Origin of the sequence: Kaistella treverensis (genome assembly GCF_900114045.1) — a bacterium.
Lineage (GTDB): Bacteria > Bacteroidota > Bacteroidia > Flavobacteriales > Weeksellaceae > Kaistella > Kaistella treverensis.
Map to the genome: position 1 here is coordinate 222,940 of NZ_FORQ01000001.1, position 14,966 is coordinate 237,905.

Here is a 14,966-nt window from a genome sequence, read left to right on the forward strand (position 1 = left end):
TTTACTTGGAATTTCTTTTGATTTCAATAATCTGTTCTGCCAACTCCCGGCCAATTTTCTCCTGCGCATCTATGGTATTTCCGCCTAAATGTGGGCTTAATGATAGGCTTGGATTCATTAATAAAGCCAGTTCCGGTTTCGGTTCGCTTTCGAAAACGTCCAAAGCTGCACCGGCCACTTTTCCGGATTCGATGAAATTCAGCAATTCGACTTCATTGATGACGCCACCACGCGCGGTATTGACGATATAAATGCCGTCCTGCATTTTTTCAAACTGTGCTTTATCAATGATATAACTGTCCGAAGCCGGCGTATTGATGCTTAAAAAGTTTACACCTTCCAAAAAGGTATTGATATCGTTTTCTGTAGAAATCTGAAAATTTGCCATTTGACCGTCGAAAAATTCTAAAGTCAGCGTTTCCGTTTTCGGATTTCTGGTGAGAACCTTCACTTTCATGCCGAGAGAAATTCCCATTTTCAGCACTTCCTGACCAATTCCACCAAAGCCAATGACTCCTAAAGTTTTGCCTTGAAGTTCAAAAGCGTTTGAAAAAGATTTTTTAAGGGCATTAAAATTAGATTCGCCTTCCAGCGGCATCAATCTATTCGATTCGTGCAGGAATCTCGCTAAGGTGAAGAAGTGTGCGAAGACCATTTCTGCTACGGAACGCGAGGAAGCCTTCGGAGTATTAATAACGTAAAGACCTTTGTCGATGGCATATTCGACATCGATATTGTCCATGCCGACACCGCCGCGACCGATTATTTTCAAACCAGGGCAGGCATCGATGAGATCCTGACGTACTTTTGTCGCGCTGCGCACGAGCAATACATCTACCTCATTCTGGTTGATAAAATCGGCTAACTGTTCCTGAGAAACTTTTGCGTCTAAAAGTTCAATTCCGCCTTCTTTCAGCGCTGTTTTTCCGGCTTCAGAAATGCCGTCGTTTGCAAGAACCTTCATCTTAATTTAAATTTTTCATTACATCAACCAAAACCTGAACACTTTCTATCGGCAGCGCATTGTACATGCTGGCGCGGTAACCTCCTAAACTGCGGTGACCGTTTAAACCGTTAATTCCGGCTTCTTTCCAGGCTGTGTCGAATTCATCTTTTTTCGATTCATCCAATAATTTGAAAGAAACGTTCATGAGCGATCGGTCTTCTTTTTCGCAGAAAGTTTCAAATAAAGGATTTCGGTCAATTTCAGAATAAAGCAATTCCGCTTTTGCGATATTTCGTTTTTCAGCAGCTTCAATTCCGCCGTTATTTTCTAAATGCTGTAAAGTTAAAAGCGACGCATAAATAGGGAAAACCGGTGGCGTGTTAAACATGGATTCTTTTGCAATCTGCAGAGAATAATCAAGATAAGAAGGAATATCGCGGCCTGTTTTGCCTAAAATTTCCTTTTTAACCACGACCAAAGTAGTGCCCGCAGGTCCCATGTTTTTTTGAGCTCCGGCGTAGATCAGATCAAATTGGGTGAAGTCGATCACGCGGGAGAAAATATCAGAACTCATATCGCAAACCATGAGTGTATCCACTTTCGGGAATTCTTTCATCTGCGTGCCGTAAATCGTGTTATTGGAGGTGCAGTGAAAATAATCATATTCGCTACCTACGGAATAATTTTTCGGAATAAAATAGTAATTTTTTTCTTTTGAAGAGCCGACGATATCTACCGTACCCATTTTTTTTCCTTCCTTGATTGCGCCGGCTGCCCACGTGCCGGTGTCAAGGTACGCAGCTTTTCCGTTTTCAGCTTTCATCAGGTTAAAAGGCACCATGACAAACTGTAAACTGGCGCCACCGCCAAGGTAAAGTACTTCATAATCATCGCCCAGTTTCATTAGCCTTTTTACAATCGCGCGCGCTTCATCCATTACGGGAACAAAATCTTTACTGCGGTGCGAAATTTCTAAAAGTGAAAGGCCGATGCCATTAAAATCAAGAATTGCTGCTGCGGATTTTTCGAAAACTTCTTGAGGTAAAATGCAGGGGCCTGCGCTGAAATTGTGTTTTTTACTCATGGTCGATGATATTTAAAAAGATTTATATTTCAGGAAAAAATAGGCTAATAGCCGGTAAAATTTCGTGTTGAAAAATTCAGCTTATTCGCCGTGTAAAAAGGCTTTTTTCTGCAGCAGACTTTCCTCAGATTCTACATGGTCTTCATCTGGAATACAGCAGTCTACCGGGCATACCGCCGCACATTGTGGTTCTTCGTGGAAGCCCATACATTCGGTACATTTATCTGTCACGATGAAATAAATATCGTCGCTTACCGGTTCCTGCGGTGCATCAGCGTCGATGGTTAAGCCGGATTTCATAACTACAGTCCCTTTCAATGCTGTTCCGTCGGAAGCTTTCCAATCTACGGCGCCTTCATAGATGGCGTTGTTCGGACATTCCGGTTCACAAGCACCACAATTAATACATTCGTCTGTTATTTTGATAGCCATTGCTACTTTATTTTTTAAATTTGCACAAAATTACTAAAAATCCCCCAATTTTCCGCACAATGAAGCTACAAAAACAAATTTTAGGCCTTTGTAAATTAAGCAGTTATATTGAAGATTTTTTAGAAAAAAAAGCTGAAAATTATAGCGAAATTGATGAGGGATTTTTTGCAGTGTTGCGAAAATCGGAAATCGAAAATCCATGGTTTACGCTTGAAAATCAAAAATTTGCTCTAAAGCAGTGGGCGGAATTATTGAAGGAAAATTCGCTCGAAAACTGGCTTTCAAAATACAAACCGGCAAAAAACCCCAAAAAAGTCGGTTTAATTTTAGCAGGAAACATCCCAATGGTGGGATTTCATGATGTAATTTCGGTCGTTTTAAGCCAACATTTTCCGCTTATTAAACTATCGTCGAAAGACAAACGTTTGATGCCTTTTCTTTTGAGTAAATGGAACGAATTTTCTGAGGGAAATGTTCCTTTTGAATTCGTTGAAAGATTACAGAATTTCGATGCGGTAATCGCAACGGGCAGTAACAATACCGCACGTTATCTGGAATATTATTTCAAAGATTCTTTGAACATCATCCGGAAAAACCGCACATCAATCGCAGTTTTAAAAGGTGATGAAACAGCGGAAGAACTTCAGCTTTTAGCCGAAGATATTTTCAGGTATTTCGGTTTGGGTTGCCGAAATGTTACTCGATTTTTTATTCCGGAAGACTTTGTAATCGACCGGCTTTTTGAAAGTTTGGTTTCTTTTAAAGACATCATCAATCACAATAAATACGCGAATAATTATGAATATAACCGCGCGATTTATCTGCTGAATCAGGAGAGATTCTGGGACAATAATTTTGTGATGCTGAAAGAAGATGCTGATCTTTTTTCGCCGCTTTCTGTGCTTAATTTTACGCGTTATAAAAACATCGAGGAAGTCAAAGAATTTATAGCAGAAAATAACCAAAATATTCAGGCTATAGCAGCGAAAAATGAATTGGGCTTAGATTCCATCGAATTTGGCGAAGCACAAAATCCTTCGCTATCAACTTACGCCGATAACGTGGACACCATGGCGTTCTTAGAAGTAATTTAATTAAAATCGGGTCTTACTCGGATTCAAAAAAGTAACAAAAACCATCACCTGATCAGCGAATTTTTTCTCGATAATTTCGGTGATATTGGTGAGTTCGATCTCTACAAAGTCCTGGCGTTTTTCGGCATCGGAAAACATCAGCAAAAGGTTGGTGTTCTGACCTTCTGAAACCATGTCGCTTTCCACTTCAGAAAGAATATATTTTTCAACATCCAAAAGATTTTCTACCATCTGGTGCAGCTCCGTTGTGAAGTAATCGGACCACTGGTTCTGGATGTCTGCTGTGCTGTGAAAAGTGACGCTTAAAAGGCTCATTTTTTTTAAATTATTTTTATGGTTGCCGGGATTTATTTGGTGCAAAATTCGGGTTTTTTTTCGTAATTTAGCACGTTGTTAAAATCAGAATTTAGAGAAGGTTCAGGCATCAGTATAACCGCTTGACTTTCATTACATTAAAATATTATGCATACAGAAGGAGAAAGGTTAATTCCTATCAACATTGTTGATGAAATGAAATCCTCTTATATCGATTATTCGATGTCGGTGATTGTGTCCCGCGCGTTACCCGATGTAAGAGATGGCTTAAAACCCGTACACAGAAGAGTTCTTTACGGTATGTACGGCTTAAATGTATTTTCGAACAGAAAACATTTAAAATCAGCCAGAATTGTGGGTGATGTTCTTGGTAAATACCACCCGCATGGTGATACTTCGGTGTATGATGCGATGGTGAGAATGGCGCAGCCGTGGAGCTTACGCTATCAGCAGGTTGACGGTCAGGGTAACTTCGGTTCCGTGGATGGTGATCCGCCGGCGGCAATGCGTTATACCGAAGCACGACTTAGAAAAATTTCAGATGAAATTTTGGCCGATCTTGATAAAGATACTGTAGATTTCCAGAATAACTTCGATGATTCCTTAACGGAGCCAACCGTAATGCCAACAAAGATTCCAAATCTTTTGGTGAACGGAACTTCCGGTATTGCTGTAGGTATGGCGACCAATATGGCGCCGCACAACCTTACGGAATCTATTGACGCGATTTGTGCATACATCGACAACCGTGAAATCACAATTGATGAACTGATGAAACACATCATCGCGCCGGATTTCCCGACAGGTGGAATTATTTACGGTTATGACGGTGTGCGCGATGCTTTACACACCGGGCGCGGGCGAATTGTTTTGCGTGCAAAAGTTGGTTTTGAAGAAATCGGAAACCGAAACGCGATTATCGTAACGGAAATTCCGTATCAGGTGAACAAAGCCGATATGATCGCGCGAACTGCGGAGCTTGTTAAAGATGAAAAAATCCCGGGAATCTATGAAATCCGCGATGAATCTGACCGTCAGGGTATGCGCGTTGTTTATGAACTGAAAAATGATGCTATTCCGAATGTAGTATTAAACACGCTTTATAAATATACTGCTTTACAGACTTCCTTCAGCGTAAATAATATTGCGTTGGTAAAAGGCCGTCCTGTACAGCTGAACGTTAAAGATATTATCCATCATTTTGTTGAACACCGCCACGAGGTGATTGTTCGCCGTACAAAATATGATTTGAATAAAGCCCGCGAAAGAGCGCATATTCTTGAAGGTTTCATGAAAGTGATCGGAACTCAGGATGCGCTGGATAAAGCGATTTCTATTATCCGTCACAGTTCCAATCCAGCCGAAGCGAAAGATGGTTTGATGACTGAATTCGAACTTTCCGACCTTCAGGCGCAGGCTATTCTTGATTTAAGATTGGCTCGTTTAACCGGAATGGAGCTTGATAAAATCCGTGCGGAATATGATGAAATTATGGCATTAATCAATGATTTGGAAGATATTTTAGCCAATGAGCCAAGAAGATATCAAATCATTAAAGATGAAATGCTGGAAATGAAAGAAAAGTACGGCGACGAAAGACGTACTGAAATTGATTATTCCGGTGGTGAAATGTCCATCGAAGATTTAATTCCGGACGAAAAAGTGGTTTTAACAATTTCTCACGCAGGTTATATCAAAAGAACTTCGCTTTCTGAATACAAAGTACAGAGTAGAGGAGGAGTTGGAAACCGTGCTGCAACTACGCGTGATGAAGATTTCCTTGAATATATTGTAGCTGCTACCAATCACCAGTACATGCTTTTCTTCACCGAAAAAGGAAAATGTTTCTGGTTAAGAGTTTTTGAAATTCCGGAAGGTTCCAAAACTGCGAAAGGTAGAGCGGTGCAGAATTTAATTAATATTGAGCCGGATGATAAGATTAAAGCTTATATCCGAACCAATGACCTGAAAGATGCGGAATATGTAAACCAGATGAACGTGGTGATGATTACCAAAAACGGAACCATCAAGAAAACGTCACTTGAAGCATATTCAAGACCGAGAACAAATGGTGTAAACGCGATTGAAATTCGCGAAGATGATCAGTTACTGGGCGCGAGACTTACGAACGGACATTCTGAAATCATGATCGCTACTCGAAAAGGAAAATGTATCCGTTTTCCGGAAGAAAAAGCCAGAGCCGTGGGGCGTGGCTCTATCGGTGTGCGCGGTATCACCTTAGATGAAGGTGACGAAGTGATCGGAATGATTGTCGTAGAAGATGTTGAAAATGAATCTGTTTTGGTAGTTTCAGAAAAAGGTTATGGAAAAAGAACTGCTGTAGAAGATTACCGTGTGACAAACCGTGGCGGAAAAGGAGTAATTACCTTAAATATCACCGAAAAAACCGGAGACCTAATTGCAATTCAAATGGTGACTGATGATGATGGATTGATGATCATCAATAAATCCGGTGTTGCCATCCGAATGGGCATGGACGAAATGCGCATTATGGGTAGAAATACACAAGGTGTGAAAGTAATTAATCTTAAGAAAAATGACGAAATTGCTGCCATCGCAAAAGTGGAAATGGATAAGGAAGTAATCGTTGATGAAGCAGAAACTGCTCCTGATCTTGAAGGCGAAGAAAATGGAGAAGAGGGTGTAAATTTGAATCTCAATCCAACTTCTGGTGATGAAATCCATCCAACCCGGGATACTCTAGATTCTGAAAGTGAAACAGAGGAAGAATAAATAGCAACCATTTAATTTAAAACCAATGAAAAAAATATTTTTAAGTGCCGCACTGCTTACCGCTGTGTTTACCTTCGCACAGAAAAAAGAAATCGCAGCAGCTGTAAAAGCCATTGATGCCGGCGATATCGCAACCACTACCGCGCAGCTCGCGCAGGCTGAAAGCGCCATGGGAACCAAAACTTACTTTTTGGAACCAGCACTTTTAGAGCAGTATTATTATGCTAAAGGTTTGTCGCTTTTAAAGGCCGGTAAATCTGCAGAAGGCGCATCTTACCTAGCAAAAATTAATGATCTTGCCAAAAATAAAATTTATGTTGGTAAAGATTCTTCTAAAAACAAAGTGTACTATGTTGGTAAAACAGCAGCTGACGCTTCCGGTATTCAGGGCTTGAAGGAAGAAACTTATGTTCCAACTTTGATGGGAAAATTAGGTACTTCTATCAATCCGGTAATCGAAGCGGCGAACAAAGCAGCTTTAGCAGCCTATAATGAGAAAAAATACAGTGTTGCAGCACCAAAATTTAGAGAAGTTTATGAACTTTTAAGCGCAGCGGGTCAGGATAACAAAAAATACCTTTATTATTCCGGTTTAACCTACGCTTTGGGTGACATGAAAAAAGAAGCAACTGATGTGTATATGGACTTGATCAACTCCGGTTACACCGGAATTGAAACTACTTACACCGCAAAAAACAAAAAGTCCGGTGAGGTAGAAAATCTGGAAAAATCCACCTGGGAACTCTACAAAAAAATGGGTGCTTCCGGAGATTATTCAGATTTCAAGACTGAAACCTCCAAAAGTCTGGAGCAGGAATTATATGAAACAACAGCAGCTTTGCTTTTGGACTCCGACCGGTCAGATGATGCTTTGGCTTTTATCGAAAAAGGTCTGAAAAAATTCCCGACAAGTGCTAAATTGATGGAACTGCAGGGAACAGCTTTTTATAAATCCGGTAAAACCAACGAATTTGTTTCCAACCTGAAATCGCAGTTGGCTAAAAACCCGAATGATGCCAATAACTGGTACAACCTGGGAGTTTTACAAAGTAAAGATCCTGCAACAGTAGCAGATGCTGTTGCTTCTTACAAAAAAGCGTTGGAAGTGAAGCCGGATTTAATTCAGGCGCACCAAAACCTTACTTATCTTACAATGGGTGATGATGGAAAAGCTACCGAAGACTACAATACCGCGCGTAAAGCCGGAAAAACAGAACTTGCAAATAAAATCATTGAAGCAAGAAGAGCCAGATTAGCTGCTACGTTACCATACGCTGAAAAATGGTATCAATATGACAGCAATAATATCGACGTCGTGAGTTTGCTTAAAGGTCTGTACCTTTCTACAAAAAACGAGGCGAAATATAAAGAGTTTAAAGATAAAGAAGCGGCTATGTTAGCGGCTCAGAAATAAATTATTTTTAAATAAATTTCTTAAAAGTATACTGAAGCTATTTCAGTATACTTTTTTTATGAAGCAATTCGGGAAAATTAGTCGATTTAACGGCTAATTTTTTTTAAAGTCTGACATTCTTCGTAAATTCACGTCAAATTATAGATTATGACATCAGCCGAAAAAATAGCTTTGCTGCGCCAGAAAATGGCAGAAAATAATATTGATGCTTTTATTGTGTATTCCGCCGATCCGCATATGAGCGAATATCTGCCGGCAGAATGGCAGGAAAGATCCTGGCTTTCAGGCTTTACCGGTTCTGCAGGATTTGTAGTAATCACCAAAGATAAAGCAGGTTTGTGGACAGACGGCCGTTATTTCGTGCAGGCACCAATCGAACTTGAAGGGTCCGGCATCGATCTTTTTAAAGATGGAATGGATGGAACTCCAAATTATATCGACTGGATCATTTCCGAAATACCTGAAAATGGGACGGTCGCGGTAAATGCTTTAGCAACTTCCAATACCAACTGCGAACTTTTGCAGGAAAAACTTTCAGCAAAAGGGAAAAATTTGGTCGATTTGCCGCTTTTAAAAGAAGTCTGGACAGACCGAAGTACCGGTGCACCGAAAAACCCGATTTTTGTTCATCCGATTGAAAGAGCCGGAAAATCGGTGGCTGATAAACTCGCCGACATCCGCCAGAAAATGGAGGAGGTTGAAGCTTCCGTACACATTATTTCAAGTTTAGATGATGTCGCCTGGACGCTTAATTTACGCGGCAGCGACGTGCAGTCCAATCCCGTTTTCCTTGGCTATATCATTTTAACGAAAAACGAAACCAAATTCTTCGTAGATCTGGAGAAACTCGATACCGACGCGCGCGAGCAAATGCAGGAATGTTGGGTAAAAGTGCTGCCTTACGACCAGTTTTTCGACGAATTAAAAACCTATAAAGACGAAAAAATCCTTATTTCGCCAAACAGCAATCATGCAATTTTTGAAGCTTTAAAAGACCAAAATACCTTCATCAAAGCAGCTGTTCCTGGTAATTTAATGAAAGCCATCAAGAACGAAACTGAACTCGAAGGTTTCCGCACCGTGATGCAGCGTGATGGCGTAGCCATGGTGAAATTCCTTTACTGGCTAACCCATCAGGCCGGAAAAGAAAAAATGACCGAATTTTCCATCGGTGAAAAACTTCGCGGTTTCCGCGCAGAAGGTAAAAATTTCGTCGGCGAAAGTTTCGGAAGCATCGTTGGTTACCGTGAAAACGGCGCGATCATGCACTATTCAGCAAAGAGCGAAGGCAGCAAAGATGTTACCAAACAAGATACGATTTTAGTAGATTCCGGCGGTCAGTATCTGGAAGGAACTACCGATATCACTCGAACTTTAGCACTTGGCAGCGCTTCAGATGAGTTCCGCCACAACGCTACTTTGGCGCTCAAAGGTCTCATTCAGCTTTCTATGGTCAAATTTCCGAAAGGCACACGCGGCGTGCAACTGGACGCTTTTGCGCGACTTGCGCTGTGGATGGAAGGTAAAGACTACAACCACGGCACCGGGCACGGTGTGGGCAGCTTTATGAACGTCCACGAAGGTCCGCAGAACATCCGCAAGGACATGAATATGCAGCAGCTGATTCCGGGCATGGTTTTATCCAATGAACCCGGTTTTTATTACGATTACCACTACGGCATCCGCCACGAAAACCTTATCGCGGTGCGCGAAATAGAAACTACGGATTTCGGCACGTTCTACGATTTCGAAACGCTCACCATCTGTCCGTTCGACCGCAATATTATCGCGACAGAACTGCTTACCGAGCCGGAAAAAAACTGGCTGAACGAGTACCACGCATGGTGTCGCGAGAAACTAGAAAACGATTTGGAAGGCGAGGTGAAAAATTGGTTCCTGGACCAGGTAAAACCGCTCTAAAAAATAAAAAGTGTAGATTTTTCTACACTTTTTTTATTGGGGCGTGCCTCGAGCCGCCGCTTGCGCGGCGGCTCGGGTCGGGCTCTTCATTGCAATCTTTTTGTTTTTGCCTGCGCCTTTCCACCGCAAAAAACAAAAAGGATTTCCATTGCGATCCCTCACGCAATAACTGCAATTTTTAGCTGTTATTTGGGTGTATTTTTCAATATTGTAGTAATGAGTTTGTCTCCTAAAACTGCCGCTACAAATTTTCTTTTTGGCGCTCGCTTCGCTCGCGCCTTCCCGGGTTTTTACCGGCTATTCGGCCTTTTTTTCATTTCATATTAGCAACCGCTGCACTTTGTTGCTACTTTACCTTCCAGCTCTGTAGATGAAGTGCTTTTATCTCTTCCAAAAGTTCACCTTCACCCGGGCCGCGAACTTCGATATTCTTAATGATTTCCTCCACGGGCAGAAAGTTTATTTTCGCTTCCGGTTGGTTATATTCACTTTTCCATTCACCCAGTTGCTTCGCGGAACTTAGGTAAACCAATGCGCCCAAACCAACCAGGCCGTGTGCCGCGGAACACATGGGACAGTGCTCACCGCTAGTGTACATGGTGATGGCAGCTCTTTCTTCTTCGGATAGGTTTTCCACTGCCCAACGCGCCAGCTCGATTTCCGGATGTGCCAGCACATTTTTTTCGTTCACGCGGTTGTGGTCTTCTGCGATGATTTTTCCTTCTTTGTCAACTAAGATGGAACCGAACGCTTCATCTCCCGCGTCAACTGCTAAAGCGGCAAGCTCTACACATCTTTTTAAATATTTTTTATCGGCTTTTGTAATATTTTTTTTCATTTTTATTAAATTTTTTACCTGCTTAAATGACAATTTTTTTTCATTCTTTATCCTAAACCACTCACCATTCACCATTCACCAATTATCATTCATTCTTCATCCATTCTTCCTCCTTCCTCCTCAAATCCAATTCCTTTCCAAAAAGCTCAGTGCATTTTTAAAGCTAATTTTTTCAACCTTGTCCGTACCAAAAATCCGCTCGAAATTTGAATTGATGCTTTGATATTCACCAGCATTGTCGTGTTCTTTAAAATAAAAAGGCCGACGCGACTGATCCGGATGATTTTTGGTGTAGAAATAATCGGCGCCATAGCAAATTGCGTTTTCACCGCCCAATTGTAGTCCGTGCGCGACGTGTTCTTCCAAAGCTTCCACTTTTGCCGGATGTACAAAAGCGCGGATGAAATTCAGGCCGACTAAACCTTTTTGGTGAATAATTTCTTTTGCAATTTCATCAGGCAAATTTCTGTTGTGTGCAAAAACTTCGCGGTAGTTGGAATGACTCGCGATAATCGGAACTTTAATATTTTCTTTGGAGATGTAATTCAAAATATCGTACGCCAACGCGTCACTTGCATGCGAAAAATCAATCGCGATATTTCTGCCGTGCAGATAATCGATCAGCGCTTTTCCGTCGTTTTTTAAACCTGCTGTTGCAAAGTTTCCACCACCGAAACGATTTTCGGTATGATGCGTAAGTCCGATGTATAAAATTCTACCGGTATTTTCGATGATTTTTTCCAGATTTCTAAAACCCTCTTTCAACGGCATATTTTCATCACAAAAAGCCGAACCGTTTTCCACCGCCGCAATCATTCCGACTTTTTCATAACTTCCAAAATCCGCAAGATGCTTTTTTTCAAAAGTATAGAAATCGGTTTTTTCTTCGTTTAAATCCCGGAAAATTTCACTTTGTTTCAAACCAAATTCCACGCTTTTGGGCTCGGTCGCTGCAAAAATCGCCATCACCTGCAGCTTTACGTTTCCCGTTTTTAAATGCGGAAAAGCACAACCAATATCATCTGGGTTGTTGATGTCAGAATTCGGTTGGGCGAGGTAACTCAGCAAGTCGCAATGCAGATCTATTACAGCATTTTTCATATTCAATTTCAAATTTTCATTTTAACCAATTCACAAATTTACCAAAAAAAAGACCGAAAAAACGGGTTGGAATCTTCGGAGAAGCGAGATTTCTGTGCTTCTAATGACCGGAATATTTCCGTAATTTTGCGGTATGAATCAAGATACGATCTGTGCGATTGCCACCGCGAACGGTGTGGGCGCTTTGGGAATTATCCGTCTTTCAGGCGCGGAAGCGGTGACAATTGCGCAACGGTGTTTTAAAGGCGCAAACCTGAAAAAAGCGGCGTCTCATACGGTGCATTATGGGTATATTTTTGAGAGCCAAGAGCCAAGAGCCGAGAGCCAAGAGCCAAGAGCCGAAAATCAGGAGCCAAGAGCCAAGAGCCAAGGGGTGAATCTGGGAACGGAAATTGAGCTGATTGATGAGGTGATGGTTGCGATTTTTCGGGCGCCAAAAACTTTTACCACCGAAGACGTGGTGGAAATTTCGTACCACGGCTCGCCGCATATTGCGAAGAAAATTCTGGAAATTTTGGTGAAAAGTGGCGCACGCCTCGCAAAAGCCGGAGAATTTACCATGCGCGCTTTTATGAACGGCAGAATTGACCTCGCGCAGGCAGAATCCATCGCAGATTTAATCGCTTCCGAAAATGAAGCGTCACGCAAAGTCGCGCTGAACCAGCTGAAAGGTGGAATTACCAATGAGATTTCGGTTTTGCGCAATGACCTGCTGAATTTCACTTCGCTCATTGAACTGGAACTGGATTTTGCTGAAGAAGATGTGGAGTTTGCAGACCGCAGCGCGATGAACAGTCTGCTACAAAACCTGCGCACAAAACTGCGCGCGCTGATTGAAAGTTTCCAATACGGAAATGCGCTGAAAAACGGCGTGGAAGTGGCTATCATCGGGAAACCAAACGCGGGGAAATCTACTTTGCTGAACGCTTTGCTGAAAGAAGAACGCGCAATTGTTTCCGAAATTGCAGGAACAACGCGCGACACGATTGAAGAAGTAATTCACCTAAAAGGCACGGCTTTCCGCTTTGTGGACACGGCTGGACTTCGGGAAACTACCGACGTTATTGAGAAAATTGGTGTGACGAAAGCGAAAGAGAAAATTGCTTCGGCGAAAGTGCTTTTATATTTATATGACGAACAGGATTCAACCCCGGAAGAGGTGATTGCTTTTGTGAAGGAATTTCACCGAGAAGACTTGAAAATCGTGTTGGTTCATAATAAAGTTGATTTGACAAACGATGAAATTCCGAACGACTTTGACCGTGAATTGACACAGGAACTTTTTTCTGATTATTGTGACCAAATTTTGCAGATTTCTGCGAAAGAAAAAACCGGCATTGAGGCGGTAAAAAATGTGCTGACTGACTACGTGGAAAATCTGAAAGACCAGGAAAGCAACGTCATCATTACCAACCAAAGACATTACGATGCTTTGGAAAAATCGCTGCAATCTGTATTACAGGTGGAAGAGGCGGTACGCTCCGGCATTCATACCGAACTTTTGGCTTATGAACTTCGGAACGCCCTTGAACAGTTAGGGGAAATTTCGGGTGAATTTACCAATGATGAGGTTTTGGGTAATATATTTTCGAAGTTTTGTATCGGGAAATAGATTAGCTTTTCTTTGGTTTCTTTTTCTTTCTTTTAGTTGATTATCAATTATTTATGATTTTTAAGTTTTCGTATATTGGACTATATTACTATCTTTGTACTACTTTTGTACTACGCGAACCCATAAAACAGTACAATTGTACTACTTATGAAAATATCACTAAACGAGAGGAAATTAAAGGACGGGCGGATTAGCCTATTTGTCGAGTATTATAAGGGAACAGCCGTTTCTCCGGATGGTAAAAGAAGACATCTTCGAGAGTACGAAAACTTACAGATTTATCTTCATGGAGACCCGCAAACTTTGAAGGAAAAAAAGGAAAATAAAGAAAGTGTACTACTTGCAGATAGTATTTTGGCGATTCGGAAATCTGACTATGTCCAAGGAAGGTTCGATTTAAAGAATACAACGAAGTCGAAAAGAGCATTTCTCAACTACTTTGCAGAGCTTACGGAAGAGAAACCTACCCAGAACTCAATTAATAATTACGGTAACTGGACTTCGACGCTGCAACATCTTAAGAAAGTTATCCCTGCAAATTTGACATTCGATGATATAGATGAAAATCTGATTAAACGTGTAAGAAATTATTTCGCAAAAGAAGCGCTTACTAAAAGCGAACTGCCTTTATCCCAAAACTCTAAGTATTCGTATTTTAATAAATTCAAGGCTGCCTTACGAAGCGCATTCGACGAAGGTTATCTGGTAGTGGATTACGCGAAAAAAGCAAAATCCTTCGAGCAGGCGGAAAGTCAAAGAGAATATTTAACGTTTGATGAAATGCAGGCCTTAGCAAAAACGGAATGTAAATATCCAGTTTTAAAGAGGGCTTTTTTGTTTTCATGTTTATCCGGCCTCCGGTGGTCTGATATTAATTCGATGATTTGGTCTGAAGTTCGTGACGAAGGTGAAAACAGTAAGATTAATTTTCGTCAAGACAAAACCGACGGTGTAGAGTATCTCTATATTTCAAAGCAAGCTCGAGAACTACTTGGAGAACGGGACTCACCAAAAGAGCGTGTATTTAGGGGCCTGAAATACGGAATGACGTACAATACCGAGATCGTGCGGTGGTGCAATCGCGCGGGGGTGCCTAAACATATAACTTTTCACTCAGCGCGACATACCAATGCGGTTTTGCTTCTGGAAAATGGCGCTGATATCTATACAGTCTCGAAACGTCTGGGACATCGTGAACTCAAAACAACAGCAATTTATGCGAAAATCGTCGATAAAAATATGAAAGCGGCTGCCGAAATAATTCCTGAATTGAAACTTGAAATGTAGAAATTACCATTTTCAAAACTTAATATCATTTACTTTTTAAATATTATCGGTTAATAATCATTTAATTTAAATGTTTTTGAATCCAGAATAACCCATTATAATGTTTTTTTAATCGTTTAATCATCTTTAATAACCTTATATATTGTTTTTTACACTTTAAGGTATTGAT

12 protein-coding genes are annotated in these 14,966 nt (G+C 41.2%); 6 read left to right on the forward strand and 6 right to left on the reverse strand.

The genetic code is table 11. The annotated features are described in order from the left end of the window. Position 1: 1 nt before the first annotated feature. The 3 genes from BMZ55_RS01115 to BMZ55_RS01125 all read right to left on the reverse strand — a co-directional run bounded on the left by BMZ55_RS01115 (position 2) and on the right by BMZ55_RS01125 (position 2,462). A complete protein-coding gene (locus tag BMZ55_RS01115) occupies positions 2–964 on the reverse strand; it encodes a D-2-hydroxyacid dehydrogenase (protein WP_089817909.1) in 963 nt (320 codons plus the stop codon). A gap of 1 nt (position 965) precedes the next feature. Then, entirely contained in the window at positions 966–2,030 is a 1,065-nt protein-coding gene (gene serC / locus BMZ55_RS01120; RefSeq protein ID WP_089817911.1) for a 3-phosphoserine/phosphohydroxythreonine transaminase, read from the reverse strand. Between the two features lie 81 nt (positions 2,031–2,111). Continuing rightward, positions 2,112–2,462 carry a 4Fe-4S binding protein gene (locus tag BMZ55_RS01125; protein WP_039345141.1) on the reverse strand — a complete coding sequence of 117 codons (351 nt, stop codon included), beginning with the start codon at positions 2,460–2,462 and terminating at the stop codon, positions 2,112–2,114. A 59-nt stretch (positions 2,463–2,521) separates the two neighbouring features. On the opposite strand from BMZ55_RS01125, the gene BMZ55_RS01130 reads away from it, so the two are divergent. Continuing rightward, entirely contained in the window at positions 2,522–3,556 is a 1,035-nt protein-coding gene (locus BMZ55_RS01130) for an acyl-CoA reductase (protein ID WP_089817913.1), read from the forward strand. Here BMZ55_RS01130 and BMZ55_RS01135 read toward each other — a convergent pair whose 3' ends face one another. Continuing rightward, positions 3,557–3,871, reverse strand: a complete 315-nt coding sequence (locus BMZ55_RS01135) for a DUF4286 family protein (RefSeq protein WP_089819339.1) — start codon at positions 3,869–3,871, stop codon at positions 3,557–3,559. 147 nt (positions 3,872–4,018) lie between these two features. Here BMZ55_RS01135 and gyrA point away from each other — a divergent pair, with 147 nt between their 5' ends. The 3 genes from gyrA (at position 4,019) to BMZ55_RS01150 (ending at position 9,959) form a co-directional block, all read left to right on the forward strand. After that, the gene (gyrA, locus tag BMZ55_RS01140; protein ID WP_089817915.1) at positions 4,019–6,625 is read left to right on the forward strand and encodes a DNA gyrase subunit A; all 2,607 of its coding nucleotides are present in this window, start codon (positions 4,019–4,021) and stop codon (positions 6,623–6,625) included. 25 nt (positions 6,626–6,650) lie between these two features. Then, positions 6,651–8,039: a tetratricopeptide repeat protein gene (locus tag BMZ55_RS01145; RefSeq protein ID WP_089817917.1), complete on the forward strand. Its 1,389-nt coding sequence runs from the start codon at positions 6,651–6,653 to the stop codon at positions 8,037–8,039. A gap of 147 nt (positions 8,040–8,186) precedes the next feature. Further along, a complete protein-coding gene (locus BMZ55_RS01150) occupies positions 8,187–9,959 on the forward strand; it encodes an aminopeptidase P family protein (RefSeq protein ID WP_089817919.1) in 1,773 nt (590 codons plus the stop codon). A 346-nt stretch (positions 9,960–10,305) separates the two neighbouring features. On the opposite strand, the gene BMZ55_RS01160 is transcribed toward BMZ55_RS01150, so the two are convergent. Both BMZ55_RS01160 and BMZ55_RS01165 read right to left on the reverse strand, forming a co-directional pair. After that, positions 10,306–10,797, reverse strand: a complete 492-nt coding sequence (locus tag BMZ55_RS01160) for a nucleoside deaminase (RefSeq protein ID WP_089819341.1) — start codon at positions 10,795–10,797, stop codon at positions 10,306–10,308. A 120-nt stretch (positions 10,798–10,917) separates the two neighbouring features. Then, positions 10,918–11,898: a dipeptidase gene (locus BMZ55_RS01165; protein WP_089817923.1), complete on the reverse strand. Its 981-nt coding sequence runs from the start codon at positions 11,896–11,898 to the stop codon at positions 10,918–10,920. A gap of 133 nt (positions 11,899–12,031) precedes the next feature. Here BMZ55_RS01165 and mnmE point away from each other — a divergent pair, with 133 nt between their 5' ends. Further along, positions 12,032–13,510 (forward strand): tRNA uridine-5-carboxymethylaminomethyl(34) synthesis GTPase MnmE, encoded by a 1,479-nt coding sequence (gene mnmE / locus BMZ55_RS01170; RefSeq protein WP_089817925.1) that lies wholly within the window; start codon positions 12,032–12,034, stop codon positions 13,508–13,510. Between the two features lie 147 nt (positions 13,511–13,657). Further along, positions 13,658–14,797: a site-specific integrase gene (locus tag BMZ55_RS01175; RefSeq protein ID WP_089817926.1), complete on the forward strand. Its 1,140-nt coding sequence runs from the start codon at positions 13,658–13,660 to the stop codon at positions 14,795–14,797. Positions 14,798–14,966 lie beyond the last annotated feature (169 nt).

Bases quoted from the DNA above. Each gene is read 5' to 3' on its own strand.
- BMZ55_RS01115 (WP_089817909.1), bottom strand. From the start codon at position 964: ATGAAGGTTCTTGCAAACGACGGCATTTCTGAAGCCGGAAAAACAGCG.
- serC (WP_089817911.1), bottom strand. From the start codon at position 2,030: ATGAGTAAAAAACACAATTTCAGCGCAGGCCCCTGCATTTTACCTCAA.
- BMZ55_RS01125 (WP_039345141.1), bottom strand. From the start codon at position 2,462: ATGGCTATCAAAATAACAGACGAATGTATTAATTGTGGTGCTTGTGAA.
- BMZ55_RS01130 (WP_089817913.1), top strand. From the start codon at position 2,522: ATGAAGCTACAAAAACAAATTTTAGGCCTTTGTAAATTAAGCAGTTAT.
- BMZ55_RS01135 (WP_089819339.1), bottom strand. From the start codon at position 3,871: ATGAGCCTTTTAAGCGTCACTTTTCACAGCACAGCAGACATCCAGAAC.
- gyrA (WP_089817915.1), top strand. From the start codon at position 4,019: ATGCATACAGAAGGAGAAAGGTTAATTCCTATCAACATTGTTGATGAA.
- BMZ55_RS01145 (WP_089817917.1), top strand. From the start codon at position 6,651: ATGAAAAAAATATTTTTAAGTGCCGCACTGCTTACCGCTGTGTTTACC.
- BMZ55_RS01150 (WP_089817919.1), top strand. From the start codon at position 8,187: ATGACATCAGCCGAAAAAATAGCTTTGCTGCGCCAGAAAATGGCAGAA.
- BMZ55_RS01160 (WP_089819341.1), bottom strand. From the start codon at position 10,797: ATGAAAAAAAATATTACAAAAGCCGATAAAAAATATTTAAAAAGATGT.
- BMZ55_RS01165 (WP_089817923.1), bottom strand. From the start codon at position 11,898: ATGAAAAATGCTGTAATAGATCTGCATTGCGACTTGCTGAGTTACCTC.
- mnmE (WP_089817925.1), top strand. From the start codon at position 12,032: ATGAATCAAGATACGATCTGTGCGATTGCCACCGCGAACGGTGTGGGC.
- BMZ55_RS01175 (WP_089817926.1), top strand. From the start codon at position 13,658: ATGAAAATATCACTAAACGAGAGGAAATTAAAGGACGGGCGGATTAGC.